Genomic DNA, 17,347 nt, shown 5'->3' on the forward strand with positions numbered 1-17,347 from the left:
GCGAAGCTGGGACACAATGATTCGGGTCGGGCGGTGAGGGGCGAAACCGCAAATCGCTTCATACCCAAGGCGAACCCCAGATTTTTGACCCGCGCCGGACGAGCACTTTCCTTCAGTATTGGGCGCGGAAAATTGGCGCGCACGCGGAGCGCCTCCGCGGCCGGCGCGACCACCGGGGCCGCGATTCGGCCCGCGCTAAGGGGTCGGGTGTGTGAGGGGGGAAACTGGGGGGTGAACGAACACGGCCCACGGGGTGTCCCGTGGGCCGAAGTTCAAACAGAAGCGGATTATCGGTGGGCGATGGAATCGCCGGGCACTCGCGCCTTCGCCGTTTAGAACTCGGTGAACCCGCCGTCGCTGCCGAGCTGATCGAGCTCGTGCGTGCGCCCGTTCCCGTTGGAGTGGGCGCTCTTGAGGGCCTTGGCGACCGCGGGGCGGGGCTTGGTGGCCGGGGCCTTGGCCCGGTGCGCGGGGCGCGGGGCCGCGCGCCCGGTCTCACTGAGCTTGAACCGTGCGACGAGGTCGCGGAGCTGACCGGCCTGATCCGTCAGGGTCTGCGCGGTCGCCGACATCTCCTCGGTCTGCGAGGCGTTGCGCTGGGTGACGGTGTCCATCTGGGACACGGCCTTGTTGACCTGCTCGATGCCCGTGGACTGCTCCTTGCCCGCGGCCGCAATCTCGGTGATGAGGTCCGTCACACGCTTCACACTCGTCACGATGTCCCCGAGCGTGGACCCGGACCGGTTCACCAAGTCGGTTCCGGCGTCGACCTTCTTGACCGAGTCCTCGATCAGGGACTTGATCTCCTTGGCGGCGGTCGCACTGCGTTGCGCCAGGTTGCGGACTTCGGACGCGACGACGGCGAACCCGCGCCCCTGTTCCCCGGCGCGAGCGGCTTCGACGGCCGCGTTGAGGGCCAACAGGTTCGTCTGGAACGCGATCTCGTCGATCGTCGTGATGATGTCCGAAATCTTCTTGGACGAATCGTTGATCTCGCTCATCGCCTCGACCGCGTTGCCGACCACTTGCCCGCCCTTCTCGGCCACGTCCTTGGAGCTGCTGGCCAGTTGCCGGGCTTGTTGCGCGCTGTCCGCGTTCTGCTTGACCGTGGCCGTGATCTCCTCGAGCGTGCTGGCGGTTTCTTCGAGGCTGCTGGCCTGCTCCTGCGCGCCGGTGGAGATCTCGTCGCTGGCGGCGGAGAGTTGGCTGGATGCGTCGGCGAGCTGCTCGGACACTTCGCGCACGCCCTCGAGTGCGGTGCGCACCGAGACGATCGCCTTGTTCATGGCCGAGGCCATCTGACCGATCGCGTCGGTGCCCATGTCGGGCACGTGTTGCGTGAAGTCGCCCGCGGCCATCGCGGTCACCGTGGAGACGATGGACGTCACCTTCTCCTGGAGCTCGGCCGCTTGCGCCCGCTCTTGTTCGGCCTGGGCGCGCGTGGCCGCGGTCTCGCGCTCGGTGCGCTCGCGCTCGGCCGCGGTTTCCTTCTCGGCCCGCTCGCGATCCTTTTGGATCTGGACCCGCTCCGCTTCTTTGGCGGCCACGAGTGAACCGATGGCCGTGTTCAGGGCCGTCGCCATGCGACCGAGTTCGTCCTGCGTATCGATTTCCGCGCGCTGGCTCAGATCCCCCTTGGCCACCCCCTCGAGCACGGTCACGCACCGGGTCAGTGGCGTGGTAATGAGTTGGGCGATCAGGTACCCCAGCACCATGCCACCCAACATCCCTCCGATGACCACACCGATCATCGTTTGACGCGCCGAGCGGTACGTTTCCGTCCCGCTCTCGAATGCTTGTTGACTAACCTTAAACTTGGCGTCCCTGAGTCCCCCCATACACGCGACCAGTTGGTTGGCGCCGATGATCGATGTCTGGAGCGCCTCGAGCGCTTCTTTGTCGCGCCCGGCTTCGGCCAGGGTGTTCGCGTTGTCGAGGCGCTCGATCCACGGTGCGACCAGGGGCTTGACCTCGCCGAACTTTTGTTTTGCTTCGGGGGAGATCAGCGTTTTCTCCGCGAGGTCCATGTTGGTTCGGACCTCTTTGAGGTAATGGCGCGTTTGGTCCGCGCTCTTTCTGCGCTCGTCGGGGGTCTTGGCCAGGATCGTCATCCGCACGTTGCGCCCGGCCAGCGCGATCGAGGTGTTGGTCTCGTCGATCGCGTGCATCCCCTTCAGGTGCTTCTCGTAGAGCGTCTCCGAGTTGTCTTGCAGCGTCCCCATACCGGAGATCGCAACGTAGCCCATTACGGCCATCAGCACCGAGAGGGCTGAGAACCCGAGGAGCAGCTTGGTCATCGTCTGACGGTTGCGGAACCAGTTCATGGGCTTGACTCTCAATTTGACACGAAAAAACGTTTAATTCGGATTACGCAGTGAGCGCCGCGTCGGTGGTGTTACCGACGAGCCGGTCCACGTTGAGCAGCGACACGAGGCGGTCGTTGGTGCGGGCGATGCCGGTGAGGAACGAGGTGTCCACGCCCGCGCCGAGGTCGGGTGTCGGGACCATTTCCCGGGCCTCGACGTTGAGCACGTCGGAGACGGCGTCGACGACGAGGCCGACGATTTTGGTTCCGACGGTGACGACGATGATGACGGTGAACACGGTGTACTCGGCCTCGTGCAGCCCGAGCCGGGTGCGCAGGTCGATGATGGGGACCACGGTCCCGCGCAGGTTCATGACGCCCTTGATCTCGCGCGGCGTGTTGGGGAGCGGGGTGATCTTCGAGTACCCCTTGATCTCCTGCACCCGCAGGATCTCGACCCCGTACTCCTCCCCGCAAAGCTGGAACGCCAGGAACTGACCCCCGTGGGCCACGAGTTCGGGCGAATTGGGTTTGTCGGGTGAACTCACAGGTTCTCTTTTCGGGAGTTAAGGGTGCCGTGTGTTCCGGGGCGCCGGGGGCCCACGCCGGTATCGATCCGGTATCGATCTGGGGTGGGAAGAACCCACCGCGGCTTCCTGCTTGACTGTGGCCTTGAGACAACGGCCGTTTATCTAATGTCGATTCTTTACTAGCACAGTTGCGTGGTTAACCACGTGTTTTGTGGCGATTGTTTGGGAAAATGGCGTGGTCGGCCACGGCTTGCTCATTCGCAAGGGCAAGAAGCTCTTCGCAAACGGAGACGTGACGCGCGCTCCGGCCGCAAACAATCCGGTGACTTTTGGAGAGGCGCCTGACGTGATCGCACGTTGTCGTGTTGAAATCGTGGTGCGACCGACCGGCGCGGTGTAAATCCGTCGGTGGTTTGAGTTACTACCGGCGAACTTACGCCGCACCGTCCGCAAGGTCTCACAGCGCGGCAATCGCACGCTCAAATCCATTGAGCTTCCCGTGGCCGATACACGTCTCCTTGGCGGCGCGCATCATTGCCGATCGGAAGTTATATCTTTAGCGTGATATGTGTTGTTATTCGTTAGTTTGATACTGTATGCAAATTTTCTCCAAGTGCCACGATAAGAGCAGGGAGAACCCTTACAGAGGCGGGTAGTAACTCTACCCGTTGACTATTCGGGGCGGATCTCAGAAAAGATGTGCCGCCACTGCGCAGGGGGTTCTAAGTTTTGGAGCCGATCTCCCGCGGCCCGGCACAAATTCCTCCGAACCCAGGACGGCTGTCTATGCTCACGCCCATGCTCGCCGCGCTCATGAAAGTCCGGATCGGCCCGCGGCTGATCGGCGGGTTCCTTTTGATCGCGTCCGGGTGCGCGTTCCTCGGGTACACGGCCCTGGGCGCGCTCGGAGAGATTCGGGCGTTCCAGGTAAACGCCGCCACCAACCTCGTTCCGGGCCTCATCAACCTCGATAAGGCCCGGGCCGGCGCCCTGCGCGCCCAGCGGGCCGAGCGCACGCTGATCGCGTGCGGACAGCGGGGCGACGAACCGGGAATTCGGAGCGCCCGCGAGAGCGTTGAAATCGGATGGAACTCGATGAACGAGGGGCTCAAGGGGTACGACGCGCTCCCGCTGGACGAGAAGGAAACTGTGCTTTGGAAACAAGTACAGGCGGCGCTGGGCGAATGGAAGCGCGACCACGACGAGATCATGGGGCTCGCCGCGCGGCGCGAGTTCGAGAAGGCGGACGAGGCGGCCGCGCGCGAACTGAAGACGGCCAACCGGATGAACGAGCTCCTGCAACAGGTCATCGCCCTTCAAGAAGAAATCGCCAAGGACGAAGAGGCGCAGGCCAACCGCACGTACACGGCCGCGCGCACCTCGCTTCGGGCGACGATCGCCGGGTGTGTCCTCGCGGCCATCGGGCTCGGGTTGGTGCTCTCCCTATCGGTCACCGGTCCACTCGGACAGACGGTGGCGGTTCTCGAGAGCGTGACCAGGGGCGATCTCACCAAGCACGCGGAGATCGACTCCCAAGACGAGGTGGGGCGCCTGGCGGCGGCCCTGAACACGGCCATTGATACGCTCCGGGCGGCCCGCGGGCGCGACGCGGACTTCGCGGGCCAGATCGCGGCCGTGAGCAAGGCCCAGGCGGTGATCGAGTTCAAGCTCGACGGGACCATCGTGAGCGCCAACGAGAACTTCCTCCAGACGATGGGGTACAGCCTGTCGGAGATCCAGGGCCGGCACCACAGTATGTTCGCCGAACCCGCGTTCGCGTCCAGTCCCGAGTACCGCGAGTTCTGGGCACGTCTGAACCGCGGCGAGTACGTCGCGAGCGAGTTCAAGCGGATCGGTAAGGGCGGCAAGGAGGTCTGGATTCAGGCCTCGTACAACCCGATCTTCGATCTCAACGGTAAGCCCTACAAGGTGGTCAAGTACGCCACCGACATCACCGTCGCCAAGAACATGGAACAGAAGATCAAAGAGAGCGGCGAACGGGACCGGGAGCGGGCCGCGGAACTGCAGCACAAGGTGGCGACAATTACAACCACGGTGAGCTCGCTGGCGGCGGGGGACTTCACGAGGCCCGTCCCGGACCTGGGGACCGACGAGGTGGGCCAGATGGCCGCGGCGCTGAACCGGGCCGTCGATGCCATGCGCACCGCGCTCGAGGGCGTGCGCGAGGTGTCCGAGCACCTCGCCGACGCCTCGAGCCAGCTCTCCTCGTCGAGTGGCGAGCTCTCGACCGGTGCTCAGGAGCAAGCGAGCAGCCTCGAAGAAACCGCCAGTACGATGGAAGAGATTACGGCGACCGTCAAGCAGAACTCGGACAGCGCGCAGCAGGCCCGGCAACTGGCCAGCAGCTCCAAGGACGTGGCCGAGAAGGGCGGGCAAGTGGTCGGCAGCGCGGTCGAGGCCATGAGCGAAATCAACCAGTCGTCCAAGAAGATCGCGGACATCATCACGACGATCGACGAGATCGCGTTCCAGACGAACCTGCTGGCCCTGAACGCGGCCGTGGAAGCGGCCCGGGCCGGGGAGCAGGGGCGCGGGTTCGCCGTCGTCGCCTCCGAAGTCCGCAACCTGGCGCAACGCTCGGCCACGTCCGCGAAGGAGATCAAATCGCTGATCGAGGATTCGGTCAAGAAGGTCGACGCGGGAACCGAACTCGTGAACCGCTCGGGGGCCACGCTCGGGGACATCGTAACGTCGGTGAAGCGCGTGACCGACATCATCACCGAGATCGCGGCCGCGAGCAAGGAGCAGTCCACGGGCATCGATCAGGTCAACAAGGCCGTGTCCCAGATGGACTCCATCACTCAACGGAACGCCTCGCAGACCGAGGAGGTGTCCGCCACGGCCCAGGCCCTCACGGACCACGCTGAGCAGCTCCGCGACCTCGTCGCCCGGTTCAAACTCGGTGACGAGGGGCGCGCGGTCCCGCGCGTCACGCCCAAAGTCGGGCGCGCGAAGCCCCCGGCCACCAAGCCCCGACCCGCGGTCGCCCGTGCGATGAGTACCGGGAACGGCCGCGCCCACGAACTCGACCGCCTCGGCAGTGCCGGCAACGACGGGTTCACCGAGTTCTAGCACTTGCCTCGGCGATATTAACACCACGAGCGGCCGGGCAGCGCCCGACCGCTCGTTTTTGTTTGTGCCGTCCCTTCCACAGAAGCAAAGCTCGACGTGAGGGCGAGTCGGCTTCACTTTCGTGGGAACTGATCGGTGTTGTCGGTGAACACGGCATCGACCTTCAGTTCCTTCAAGAAGTGAGCCATTTCCTCGCGCACGGACTTGAACTTCCCGGTCTGGCCGGACCGGAACGTCCAGACGGTCACGCTCAGGCCCAGTTCGTGCGCGTCCGCCACCAAACCCGGGCGGGCCAACACCAGCGCCTTGTTCGGCGCGATCCCGTCGGCGAATTCTTTGGTGCGCTTCAGTTCGTCTTTGGACGCTTCCCCAGCTCCCAGGAGATACACCAGCGGCAGTTTGCACCCGTGATCCTTCCGCAGCGCCTTCAGACTCGCCGCGCTGAACGATTGAATGATGATCGGGGTCTTCGGGTCCGCGCCGGGGGTATCGAGCTTGTTCGCCTTCAGCGCTTCCATGAGCGCCTTCTCCATGTTCAGCCCGAGCTTCCCGTACACCTCTGGGGCTTTCGTTTCTGGAATGATGCCGGCCTTTCCTTTCACTGTGTCAATCATCTGTTGGAACGTGACCACGCGCGCTCCGGCGAACTTGGCGTCCTTCCACGATCCGGCGTCGAGTTTCTGAATTTCGGCCAGCGTGAACTCGGCTACCGGCCACGTCTTCTTACCCCTGATCTCTTTCACGCGATCCGGGTACACCTTGGCGACGTCCGTGGTCCGCTCCAGGGTCGTGTCGTGCAGGCACACGAGCACCCCGTCCTTTGTCATCTGCAGGTCCGGCTCGACGAAATCGGCCCCGTGCTTGAGAGCCAGTTCGTAGGCCGCGATCGTGTGCTCGGGGGCGTCCGCGGACGCGCCGCGGTGGGCGATCAGTGTTGGCTTCGTATACGGCAGAAAAACCTTCGGCTCATCAGTCGCACCCGCGAAAGCAGCCCACGAACCCACGAATAGGGCACAGATCCAGCGCATGGTGATCCCCGTTGTGGGCGAAGTGCCGTTAAAGTACGGGGGGACCAATTCGGGGACGGCGAAGTTCGAGTGAAGGTCGCGTGAGCGACGAACGCGGCGATTAAACCGTTTCGGCGGTACTCATTGCGCTCCTCCCGCGGGTCGAGCACTGGGCGTCAAGCCGGGTGCCGCGGGTGGTTGGGGGATACGGGTCAGGAGCGTTGCGCGCAGGCGCCGGAGCTGCTTCTTCGACCAGAAGTACAACGCCCACGGAAACAAGAAGACGAGCACGATCAGCACGATTGCCGCGATCACATAAAACTGGTTCTTCGAGGTCAGTTGCGGAACGGGAACCGGGTCTTTGTCCGGCCACGGATCGGCCAGATAGGGGAACGTGTCCGAGAACTCCTTGTCGTTCTTGTTCGGTCGGCCGCCGGTGGCGGCGTAGGGTTTCGGATCTTTGAGCGCGAAGGACAACTCGAAGAGCTGACAGTCCCCCTGTTTGCACGTCAGGTCCGCGACGTCGTCTTCGAGTTGCCGCCCGTTCGGGAACCGCGCATCGAACCGGCGCGTGTACACCATCACGTCCGGTTGGAAGTCGTAGGGGCGCAGGTTGAACACCGGGCGGATCCGCGTGCGGAGAAAATCGGTTTTCAGCCCCGGGTCTTGGTCCTGTTTGTGGAGCGCGGAAACGTGCTCCTTCGGGGGCAAGGTGTTCAGCACATCAAAGCGCGGGAGCTGCGTGCGCTGGCTGCGCCCGACGTGGTCGATCTGTGTGCTGCGGTTGTGCGAGGTGGCCCAAAAGAGGAAGTCCTGCTGCCCGCCCGGGAAGCAATCGAACGGGATGCTGATCGCCATTGCGATGACGTTGGTCCCGAAGAACATCGGGAAGATGAACGGGTCGTCGCGCACCCCGGAGTACCACTGGATGTTGTCGGCCATCTTCGGCCGCTTCCACTCGGTACCTTCCTTGATGGAAACGTCCTTCTCCACGAATTTCGTGTTGTTATCGAGCCGGATGGTGATGGTGAAATCGGGGTCGATATTCTCCGGCGCTTTGATGGTGCCGCCGTAGCGCGCGAGGTTCGGGTCGTCCTTTTGGAAACTAGCCTCGTTCGCCGAGTGCAGGTCCGCGTGGATCTTGTACGTGAACTGGTCGAGCCCCTCGAAGGGAGGCGACGCGGTGAGCGAGCGCCGAACGCAGAACACGATGACCAGCCGGTTCGCTTCTTTGCTGGTGACCGCGCGGGTTCGTTCCGGCTGATCCTTTCCCGCTGGCTCCTTCACGCGCCGAACCATGTCCGAAGCGGGGAACACAAATAGGTCCGTGATTCCCCCCTCCTGGCGATCGAGAGTGATCGGGTCCGCGTGGTCGGAGGCGGCCACCGGGGTAGCGACCAGCGCGACGAGGAGCGCGGCGGCGATCCAACCGAGGGGCCGATGGTGCAACGCAATCATGCTGATTCCCTCGCGGGGACGAAGAGACTGGTGCCGATGTGGTCGCCCAGCGCGCGGTAGCTCTCCCACTGCGGCTCGTCGAACACTTGGTCGAGGGTCGTTTCGTTCGGGAAGTCGGGGTGCGTGGCCTCGTAGTTGAGAACGTCCGGCGGTTCGTCCCCTGTGACCGTGGCCTTGATGTACAGCAACCAGGTGTGCGTTCGGCGCGCCCACGGGTCGGTGCTCGCGCTGTCCGCCGGTTGCGGGTAGCGAACGAGGAACAGGGCCGCGTGCGCGCGTGACGGTTGGCCGGCCGGCACGAGGAGGTCGGCGAGGGTGCCGATGTGCGGCGCGACACCCGCGGGGAACGCAGCGGGCGTCGGGGCCACTTCGGTGATTTCCGCGCCCAAATCCACCCGCGCGAGGCGCACGAGCCGCGCGAGGTCCGAACCGTGGTGTTGCGGGTCTTCCCCGGCGTCGCACGCGATCACAAAGGGCACCCGCCGGCGCAGCAACTCGTAAGCGCCGGTGTTCTCGAAGTTCCCGCCGTCGGACAGGTTCCAGTACCGCTCCCACGGACCGGCGAACCGCCCCGTCAGTTCGGACAATAAGAGCGCTTGCGCCTGAAACAGCGTCGAGAACAGTGCCGTGAGTCGGCGCCCGATCCCGCGTGTTCCGGGAATGTTGGCGCGCCGGCTCGTGTTCAGGCCGGAGTTCCACCAGTACCCGAGCCGCAGGTTCGCGAGTGTCAGAAGGAGTGCGTGGGCCAGCCCGGTCCGGCGGCCCATCCCCGGCCCCAACGCCGCGCCCGAGATCGCCATCCACTCGCGCAGTGAAAGTCCCTCAACCCGAACCGGACCGTTGCCCTTTGCGAGAAACGGGTGCGGCCGAACTTCACCGGGTTCTGCGAGCGGGACGAGTTGCGGATCGGTCCCGTTCGGTAGCCAGAGTGCGTGCCAGTTTTGGGCGACGCTCACCCCCGCCGGCCCGACGGCCATATTTTCCGCCTGCCGGTCGCGCAGCCCGCGCTGCGAGGCCACGTCGATCGTTTCGTTCACCGCACAGTTGATGAGGTGGAGCGGTCCGCCGGCCGCGTGCGGCGCGTACTCGGTCAGGGGCACGTCGTCGCCCGGCACAACGTGCGTTACGTTGCGGCCCTCGGGGTGCGTCCGGCGCGCGGGGTTGACCGCACCGAGAAACGCTCGGGCCAGACGGCTGGCGTAAATATTGAGCGGCCCAGACCGGTTGATGAACTCCACGCACGCACGCAAACCGAGAAGCAGGCTCACGATCAGCGTGACGCCGGTGAAGGCGAGCCCGCGGTTGTACGTGTATCCGAGTTCGTATGCGGTCTGACTAATGAACGCCAACACCACGAGCGGAGGGACGACACCAATGAGAACGATCAGGGCCGCGACCAGGAACGGGCGCGAAAACGTCAGCACCGAGGAGCCCTTCGGTGACTCACCCACCAAGAACCGAATCGCGACCCGGAGGCCGGTCGCCAGCCCGAATATGCTCGCGCCTGCTGAAACCAGCCACCCGACGATGTTCGGAACGGTCAACCCGCCCTGAAGCATGCGCCACGCCAGCCAGCGCCCCAATCCGTCGATCACCGCGAATGCAATCAAGCCGACCGATACCGTGAGCCAGAACGCGAGCCACTGGGTCAGGTGGTTGCGAGCCAGTGCGAGGCGCGACGGGTTAAATTGGTCGAAGTGCCCCTCGTCCCGGCGCACGATGGCCCAAACGATGAGCGCCCAGATCACCGCGCTCGCGAGCACCACCAACCCGAGCGGGTTTTGTGTCGCCAGCAGGATCGCGCCGGCCAGGATCGCGGCGCTCGCCAGCACGGGGGCGATGAACGTTTCCGGTAGATCCTGTGAGACGAGCCAGTACGCGAGCATCAGTGGGAGAACGCCCAGCCACAGTACCAGTTCCGCGATGACCGCCCACGGCCCGGCGTGGACCATGAGCGCGCCGGTTATGGGGGTCAGGGCGTCGAGCACGTCGTTCAGCACGCCGGCCAACGGACCGCGGTCGTAGGAGCCCAGCAGAGAGCTGTACTCGATCGCGTTCAACAGCCCGAACACGGAGACCAGGAAGAACGCGAGGACGAAGTACACGGAAATCAGGTTGCGCCAGAACCCGGCGATGTTGGTGGCCATTTCGCCGTGGCCGCTCGGGGACAGGTAGTTCGCGTGCCTCCGGAGCCAACTGATCGACGCGGACCGCGAATCGACCAGATCCCGTGCGACGCGGTCCTGCCCCGCGCCGTCGGCCGTATCGGGTACGGCCCCGGTCAGGCCGTCCGGCTTGCCGCACTGGTCGAAGAACCGCCCGAGGAACGCACCGGTGTAGCCGCCGCCCGACACGGTGGAGAGGAAGTCCACCTTGGGGAGCCACTTGGAACGTGCGAGCGCCTGTACCAGCCCCAAACAAAATGAAGCGCTTCGTATTCCGCCCCCGGAGAGCGCCAGCCCGAGTGCGTCGTGGGGCAGCGCGCTCGCGGCCTTCCCGTGCTCGGTCGGTGAGCGGTTCGCGGACGAACCGGCGGCCGGAACGCCCGACGGGGGTTCCGGGGGGCCGAGTTCCAACAGCCACGGTTTCGCGTTCTGGTCGGCGCTCATTTAGGGGGCCTCCGCCGGTTGTTTCTTCGCCCCGGCCGGCGCTCGATACGCGGCCTCGCGCCGCTGCCAGACCAGTGCGGCCTCGGCCGCTTCCAGTTCCTTCGGGTACACGCGCCGCTCCTCGTACTCGGGGCGCGACCGCATCACCGGCTCGTCGGCCAGTGCCGCCCGGCACTCGGGGGGCAAGTTGGTCAACGGGTGATCTTCAGTGAGCACGTCGGCGGCTTTCTCGGCCACCATGTACACGTTGGTGACGATGAAGATGCCCGGAATGCGCGGGAACACGCACGCATCCACCACCCGCAGCCCCTGAACCCCGCGCACGCGGAACCGGCTGTCGAGTACGGCGTCGTCGTCCGCGTCGCTGCCGATGCGACATGTGCCGCAAGCGTGGTGCCCCCAGGCGATGCTCCGCACCCACTTACTCCGGTCCCCGGAGAACGGCGGGTCGCTGAGGCCGGGGCAGCCGTAGCTCTCGATGATCCCCTTCCGCTTACCGCTTTCGAGGAACTCCTCAATGAACGTGATGCCGTCGGCCAGTGCGAGTGCGTCCTTGTCGCTCGTACCGAGCGGAAACGAGCGGAAGTTGATGTCGGGCCTGCGGAACGGGCTGGTCGAACGGAGCCGCACCTCGCCGCCGTGGTGCCGCGTGCGCGATTTAAGGATCAGCCACGTGACGGTTCTCTTTGGCGTCGCCGCGGCCTTCGCGTCTTGCGCGGCTTGTTCTTCGGGGGGGAGCGTCTTGGCGGCTTCGGCCGGCGTAAGTTGCCGCACGAACGCGGCGGGCTTCGAGTAACCGACGTGATAGCCGGGGAAGTACCCGGCCAGCGCGAAGATGAATAAGTCCGGGACCGAGTCTTCCTGATTCGATCGCTTCAGGATGCCGATCAGCCCGCCGTTGGTCGAATAAACCCCGCGTTCCGCGGCCGAGTGCCGGGGTTGTTCGCGCCAGCGCTTCAGGTGCGGATCGTCCTCCCCGACCTTGCCGTGGGAGGTCGTCCCCAGTCCGGCGAGGCTCTCGAACTCTCCACGAACGGTCGCGACTACCGGCACCTCGTACCGGTCCTGAAGGTTCTGCCCCACCCCGGGCACATTCACGCGGGTTTCGATGCCCTGCTCGGTAAGGTGCTTCTGGCAACCGATCCCGGAGAGCATCAGGAGCTGCGGCGTGTTGAACGCCCCGCCGCACAGGAGCACTTCGCGCCGGCAGTACAGCCGGACCTGTTTCGCTTCCCATCCGGCAACGGTGCGCGCGGCCGGGTCCGCCTCGTAAACGTGTTCCTGCGGAACGCACCGGACGCCGATCGCCTGGAGAGTTGTTTGGACCCCACCCACAGTTGCCGCGGGGACATCCGTTTTGAACTCGATGCCGGTGACGCACACGCCCGTCAGTAGTTGAATGCGCGGGCCGTGGTGCTGGTCCGCGAGTATCGCGAAGAGTCGCGCACGCGGATCGGACCGCGTGCCGTCCGGCGAGATCGCGCACGGGATGCGGAGGAGCCCTTCCCCGCCCGTGCGCATTCGCCGCCAGTGGTTCGGGTCGAGGTTCGGGAACGATTTGTCCGTGAGCCACGCCCACCGCAGGAGGTTGCGCAGGGTTTCAACGCCCGCCCGGAGCGCGCCGAACGCGGCCCCCGCGACCACTTTCAGGAGCCGCCAGTCGCGGAACAGCAACCCCAGGTCGGCCACGGTGGTGTTCAGCCACCCGCGTTTGCCGTGCCGGTCGTCTTCCCAGCCGGTCGGCACGCGGAGGTATTTCTTGAGGAAGCGCCGGATGCGCGACGGCTTGTTGTAGTGGCAGTGCTCGACGCGCTCGAAGTACGACCGCATGCGCTCGCCGCGCCAGCTCTCGTCACCGGTCGCTTCGGTGATCTGGTCCCAGTCCTCCGACGGTCCCGAAACCGTAATCATCGCGTTGTGAACCGTGCAACCGCCCACGCCCTGCGCGCGGGGGTAGAAGATGCCGTGTTCGTCCTCCGGGTGAATCGCTGTCGAATTCTGCGGCGGTACGTACTGCTTCGGGTCGTGGCTGCCGGTCGGGTCGGTGTCGAAGTGCTTCACGAAGAACCGCAGCGCGTGCCGCGGGTCTTCGGTGACTTCGGGGTGCAGGAGCGGTACCTCGGTGTTCTCGACGACCGCGTCCGTGGGTTTGGGGGGCTGTTTCGGTCCCATTTCGGTGACGAGGACCGTGTACCCGCGCTCGGCGAGGCGCGCTGCGAGCGGCGCACCGCCAGCCCCCGCGCCGACGATGATGAAGTCGATCGGGGTGCGTGCGGGGTCGGTCCACTCGGGTCGGATATCGGCCATGTGTCGTCTTTCTCGGTTGAAGCCTGTCGCGGACCGGACCCCGTGAAACGATCTCGTTTTGATGGCTTTCTGTAGCCGGCCTCTGCGAGGCCGGGACTTCCACGGTTGGTGGCTCCCGGCCTCGCAGAGGCCGGCTACAGAAGATAAATAATCGGCACGATTCGGCGTGAAACGATCAGAACGTCTTGAGCAGCGCGATCAGTTCGGCCTTCTCTTCGGCCGTCAGGTGGCGGATGAACTCGTAGTCGTGTCCGCGATCGGTGATGTAGTCGGGGCACTTACTCGCACGCAGCAGCGCCGGGCCGACCGTTTGCTCGAATTCGATCCGCCGGGCCTCGCGCTCCGCTTGTCCCATCTCCCGGTTGCCCGCCGGTGCGCCGGGCTTCACGTTCCGGTGCTTCAAGAAGAAGTCCGTGAGCGCGGTGAGGGCTTGGATCTTTTCTTCGCGCGTCGCGTTCGGGTTCGTGTTGGCGATGATGTTGATCGGCACCCCTTCCGGGATCGGCCCGAGGCGGACCCCTTCCCCGCGCCCCGAAAGGAACCGGCCGAAACTGAGCGCGGAGACGAGTGCCAGCACGAGGCACACGGCACCCACGAACTGTCCGGTTCGGCGGCGCGGGCTCCCGGCCGGGATGCGGTGAATGGTGAACAGGAGAGCGACCGACCCGAACAGCACGAACGGGAGCACAACAACCAAGACGCGCAGGCCCCAAATCGATTCCTGAGTCGCCGCGTCGAGGAGCATGACGAACGGCCAGAACCGGTGGAGCACGAACACGGTGCCGCCGATGGCCAGGACGATCCCGACGAATCCGATGATCCACCAGATGGGCGCGAGAATCCACCACAGCCACGCGAAGTACCGTTCGCGGATCGTGATTAGGCGTTCGCTCAACAGGAGCAAGATCCCGAGTAGTAAGAAGGCGAGCGCGGGCACCCAGGGGAGAACGCTCATCCAGAACGGCGACAGCCCGAGCACTCCGCCAACGAGAACGGGAACGTGCGGCCCTTCAAACTGCAGCCAGCTCTCGTCCGTCGTTCGCCAGATCCACCCGTTGTCAGTTGCACGCTGCGCCGCGGACTTGGCGGTGTCTGTTACTTGATCCCCGGATTTCCCCGAGTACCACCCGTCGTCGATCGTCCGCTCGTTCCCCTCGCCGCTCCAGTAGACTTGCTTACTGGGCACCCGGCTCAGTTCGGGCGACAGGTGCCGGGCGATGGCGTCGTTGAACGCTTTCAGGCGCCCCTCGGCGGAGGGGTCGTTGTTGAACATCCCCCGCGAATTGTTGTGCAAGAACGGTGCGGTGGCCCAAATACTGATGAGTGTGGGCACGCGGTAGTAGCCCGGCCCCCCACCGGGGGGCGTGTACGTCTTCTCTGCGCCGGAGAACGGGTCGTGGTAACGGATCGCCCCGACGGGTGCGAGTTCCTTGTACGTTTCGGATGCGAAGTCTTCCCACACGTTCCCGTGGAGGGCGTTGGTCGCGACCGCGCGCCCGGAGTTCGTGTGTGGGAGCGTGATCGAGACGCGCTCGTCAATGGACAGGAAATTGTGGACCGTCGTGGCCTGCTCCTTCCCCGCGCCGTCCTTGACCACTTGCCCGTTCTTGTCCCGGACCTTCGCCGTGTACTCCCAGAACTCGGGGTAATGCACGGCGGCGTCGGCCCATTGCTTGTACGCCGGAGGAAGTTCGCCGTCGCCCCGCGTCAGTCGAGCGCGATCGGCCTCGGTGAGACGGAGGGTTTGGCGCGGGGCGAGCGCCTTGGCCAGTAATTGCTCCCGTTCCGCGGGCGGGCGCATTTCCCAATCCGGAGGTAATTCACCCAACGCCGGGAGCCGCTCCCGGCCCGGGCCGGCAACCAGTTTCTGTTCCAGGTAGATCAGGTCGCCCGGCTGAACGCTGGAGTGGCACGCGATGCACCCCTTGGCGAACACCTGGCGCCCCTTCGTGTAATCGCCCGCACCGCCGACAATCGGGAGGGGCTTGGCCGGTTCTTCCTTCTTGGGCGGGTCTTTCTTGGCGTCATCCTTCTTCGGTTCGGGTTCGGTTTTGGCCGCGGTGTACCACGGGAGCCCCGTTCCGCGCAGGTTCTCTTTCAGCAGTTTGTCGAGCGCCTGGGCCTCGTTCGGCGCGGTGGGTCGGACGACATCCTTCAGGCGCATCGGGTCGGTCGAGGCCGTGAAGAACGCGGCCATCGGGTCGATGCGGAGCAGGGTCGCGTGCCAGTAGAGCGAGTTCTCGGCGATGTCGTGGAGCTTGAACGGCTCCTGCTTGCGGAACCCGATGAGCGGGTTCTGCGTGCGAATCCACTGCTGGTGGTGCGTGCCGATGTTCAGATACACGCGCGACAGGGCGATGTGGACGCCGACGCTGTCGGAGCCGTCGAGGAGCACGCGGGGGACGTTGCGGGGGCTCTCGAACTTCGGATCGACGTAGGTGCGGAGGTACGTGAGGGTGTCCGCGCTGATCGTTTCTTTCGGGATGTGTTGGGCGCGGTTGAGGCGCCCCGGGAGCCCGAAGAACGAGTTGATGGTGTTCGGGTTGTTATTGTTGTCCGACGGGTAGCCCGACGTATCGACCGCGCCCGGGAGCTGCGAATCGAACACGTGGTACAGGTAGTTGTCCGGCTTGAGGGTGTTCCCGAACACCGCGCGGATGCGCATGAACTGGTTGCCGATGTTGTTGGACAGGTTCGCCCACTCCGGGGCGTTCGCGTCCGCGGGCGGGTTGAGCGGGTGCGGCGCAATGTGGCAGAACCCGCAGCTCATCCCCACGCGGTACGGGCGGATCGTGTCGGGCTGTTTGGCGTACTTGCGCCCCTCGTCACTGTCCTCGTAGTAGAGCTTCGGGTTCCACCGTGCCGCGGCGTCCTTGGTGAAGTCGGGGTTCGGGAACAATCGCAGCCCGACCACGCCCGAGGGGTAACCGTAAACCGGGTAGCGGTGTTCGGGCTCAGACTTGTTGTACCCGCCGTCGGAATAGGACTTCTCGGGATCGAAGCTGCTCGACGGGTGCCAGCCGTCGCGGTCCTTGCGGTACTCGACGTGAATTTTACCCCCGGGCGCGGGGCTGTCCGTGGTTCCGGGGCGCGCGAAGCGGACCCCGTATGTTTTCGCGGTTTCTTCGTCACTGGGCGCGCGCGTGGCGGGCTCGTTCATGAGCCCCGTGCGGTTGAAGCGGACGTTCCGGTTCGTGTAGTCCACGAGCTTGAGTAGATCGATCGTGCCGTAACCGTACTGGGCGAGCCAGTTCCACCACGCCTCGTTCCCGGCGGTCCAGATCACCCACGCATTCCGCCCCTTGATGGCCTCTGGCGAGAGCGCAAGTTTTTTCGCGCCCACGACATCCGTTGTCCCCATCGCGTCCATGTCCTCGAAGTAGTTCAGGGACGCGGGGCGATAGTATTCGTAAGCGGCCTTCTCCCAGGTTTTCGCGTCGGTCCCCTTACCGAGCGAGCCGTACTCGCCGCCGTACTTCCGCACGCGCGCCAGGGCCTCGTCGGGGGGGATGTTGCTCCCGCTGTCCCCCGCGCACCCGAGGAACAGGGCTGCAGACAGTGCCACTAACAACCCCAGGGTGGTCGTCTTGCGCATGAAATTCGACTCGTCGGTTGAGTGGTTCTGTTGGGCGTTTCGATTCGCGCGGTCACGCCTTCGGGGACAGAAGCTTCTCGGGTGGGCCGGCGGGCGCCCACTGGTACAAGCGATATCCGCGCTCGTTTGGACCAAGAAAAGTTGACAGTTCTTGAAGAACGCGCCGGGCGACACCCGCTCGGTGACCGACTCGAACCCATCGTATGTTGATGTGGTCGCGCATGTTAGCCTTGCGCCGCGTCGTTCTGTCAACGTCCTGACCTGATCGGCTTAATGGCTACTCTTTCTAACGAGAGCGGTGCTCGGCTCCGGACACCAAAGTTCGGTACCCGTTCAGAAGTGGCCTTAAGTTGTGCTTTGATAAACTCGTTGCGACGGGCCGCTCATTTCGGCTTCGCCCCTTGAGGGCATGTTCCAGACCGGTTAACGTGCCCTCGACTGCG

The 17,347-nt window shown here is 64.9% G+C and carries 9 protein-coding genes; 2 read left to right on the top strand and 7 right to left on the bottom strand.

Annotated elements, in window-relative coordinates; genetic code table 11:
- Window positions 1–332 precede the first annotated feature (332 nt).
- Entirely contained in the window at window positions 333–2,324 is a 1,992-nt protein-coding gene (locus J8F10_RS26935; protein WP_210659292.1) for a methyl-accepting chemotaxis protein, read from the bottom strand.
- Window positions 2,325–2,367: 43 nt separating this feature from the next.
- Window positions 2,368–2,853, bottom strand: a complete 486-nt coding sequence (locus J8F10_RS26940) for a chemotaxis protein CheW (protein WP_210659294.1) — start codon at window positions 2,851–2,853, stop codon at window positions 2,368–2,370.
- A gap of 193 nt (window positions 2,854–3,046) precedes the next feature.
- Between J8F10_RS26940 and J8F10_RS26945 the strand changes: the two genes are divergently transcribed.
- Window positions 3,047–3,235 (top strand): hypothetical protein, encoded by a 189-nt coding sequence (locus J8F10_RS26945; RefSeq protein ID WP_210659296.1) that lies wholly within the window; start codon window positions 3,047–3,049, stop codon window positions 3,233–3,235.
- A gap of 386 nt (window positions 3,236–3,621) precedes the next feature.
- The gene (locus J8F10_RS26950) at window positions 3,622–5,928 is read left to right on the top strand and encodes a methyl-accepting chemotaxis protein (RefSeq protein ID WP_210659298.1); all 2,307 of its coding nucleotides are present in this window, start codon (window positions 3,622–3,624) and stop codon (window positions 5,926–5,928) included.
- Between the two features lie 113 nt (window positions 5,929–6,041).
- On the opposite strand, the gene J8F10_RS26955 is transcribed toward J8F10_RS26950, so the two are convergent.
- The 5 genes from J8F10_RS26955 to J8F10_RS26975 all read right to left on the bottom strand — a co-directional run bounded on the left by J8F10_RS26955 (window position 6,042) and on the right by J8F10_RS26975 (window position 16,904).
- Window positions 6,042–6,956, bottom strand: coding sequence for a glycerophosphodiester phosphodiesterase family protein (locus J8F10_RS26955; protein WP_210659300.1), 915 nt, complete (start codon window positions 6,954–6,956; stop codon window positions 6,042–6,044).
- A 120-nt stretch (window positions 6,957–7,076) separates the two neighbouring features.
- Window positions 7,077–8,393, bottom strand: coding sequence for a DUF4331 family protein (locus J8F10_RS26960; protein ID WP_210659301.1), 1,317 nt, complete (start codon window positions 8,391–8,393; stop codon window positions 7,077–7,079).
- Window positions 8,390–11,002, bottom strand: coding sequence for a hypothetical protein (locus J8F10_RS26965; protein WP_210659303.1), 2,613 nt, complete (start codon window positions 11,000–11,002; stop codon window positions 8,390–8,392). Before J8F10_RS26965 ends, J8F10_RS26960 begins: the two co-directional genes overlap by 4 nt.
- Window positions 11,003–13,309 (bottom strand): GMC family oxidoreductase, encoded by a 2,307-nt coding sequence (locus J8F10_RS26970; protein ID WP_210659305.1) that lies wholly within the window; start codon window positions 13,307–13,309, stop codon window positions 11,003–11,005. It lies immediately after the preceding gene.
- Between the two features lie 175 nt (window positions 13,310–13,484).
- Window positions 13,485–16,904 carry a hypothetical protein gene (locus tag J8F10_RS26975; RefSeq protein WP_210659307.1) on the bottom strand — a complete coding sequence of 1,140 codons (3,420 nt, stop codon included), beginning with the start codon at window positions 16,902–16,904 and terminating at the stop codon, window positions 13,485–13,487.
- Window positions 16,905–17,347 lie beyond the last annotated feature (443 nt).

The sequence above is a fragment of the Gemmata palustris genome, from assembly GCF_017939745.1.
Classification (GTDB): domain Bacteria; phylum Planctomycetota; class Planctomycetia; order Gemmatales; family Gemmataceae; genus Gemmata; species Gemmata palustris.

Excerpts from the sequence above, each read along its gene's own strand:
- J8F10_RS26955 (WP_210659300.1), bottom strand. The coding sequence starts at position 6,956 with ATGCGCTGGATCTGTGCCCTATTCGTGGGTTCGTGGGCTGCTTTCGCG.
- J8F10_RS26935 (WP_210659292.1), bottom strand. The coding sequence starts at position 2,324 with ATGAACTGGTTCCGCAACCGTCAGACGATGACCAAGCTGCTCCTCGGG.
- J8F10_RS26970 (WP_210659305.1), bottom strand. The coding sequence starts at position 13,309 with ATGGCCGATATCCGACCCGAGTGGACCGACCCCGCACGCACCCCGATC.
- J8F10_RS26965 (WP_210659303.1), bottom strand. The coding sequence starts at position 11,002 with ATGAGCGCCGACCAGAACGCGAAACCGTGGCTGTTGGAACTCGGCCCC.
- J8F10_RS26950 (WP_210659298.1), top strand. The coding sequence starts at position 3,622 with ATGCTCACGCCCATGCTCGCCGCGCTCATGAAAGTCCGGATCGGCCCG.
- J8F10_RS26960 (WP_210659301.1), bottom strand. The coding sequence starts at position 8,393 with ATGATTGCGTTGCACCATCGGCCCCTCGGTTGGATCGCCGCCGCGCTC.
- J8F10_RS26975 (WP_210659307.1), bottom strand. The coding sequence starts at position 16,904 with ATGCGCAAGACGACCACCCTGGGGTTGTTAGTGGCACTGTCTGCAGCC.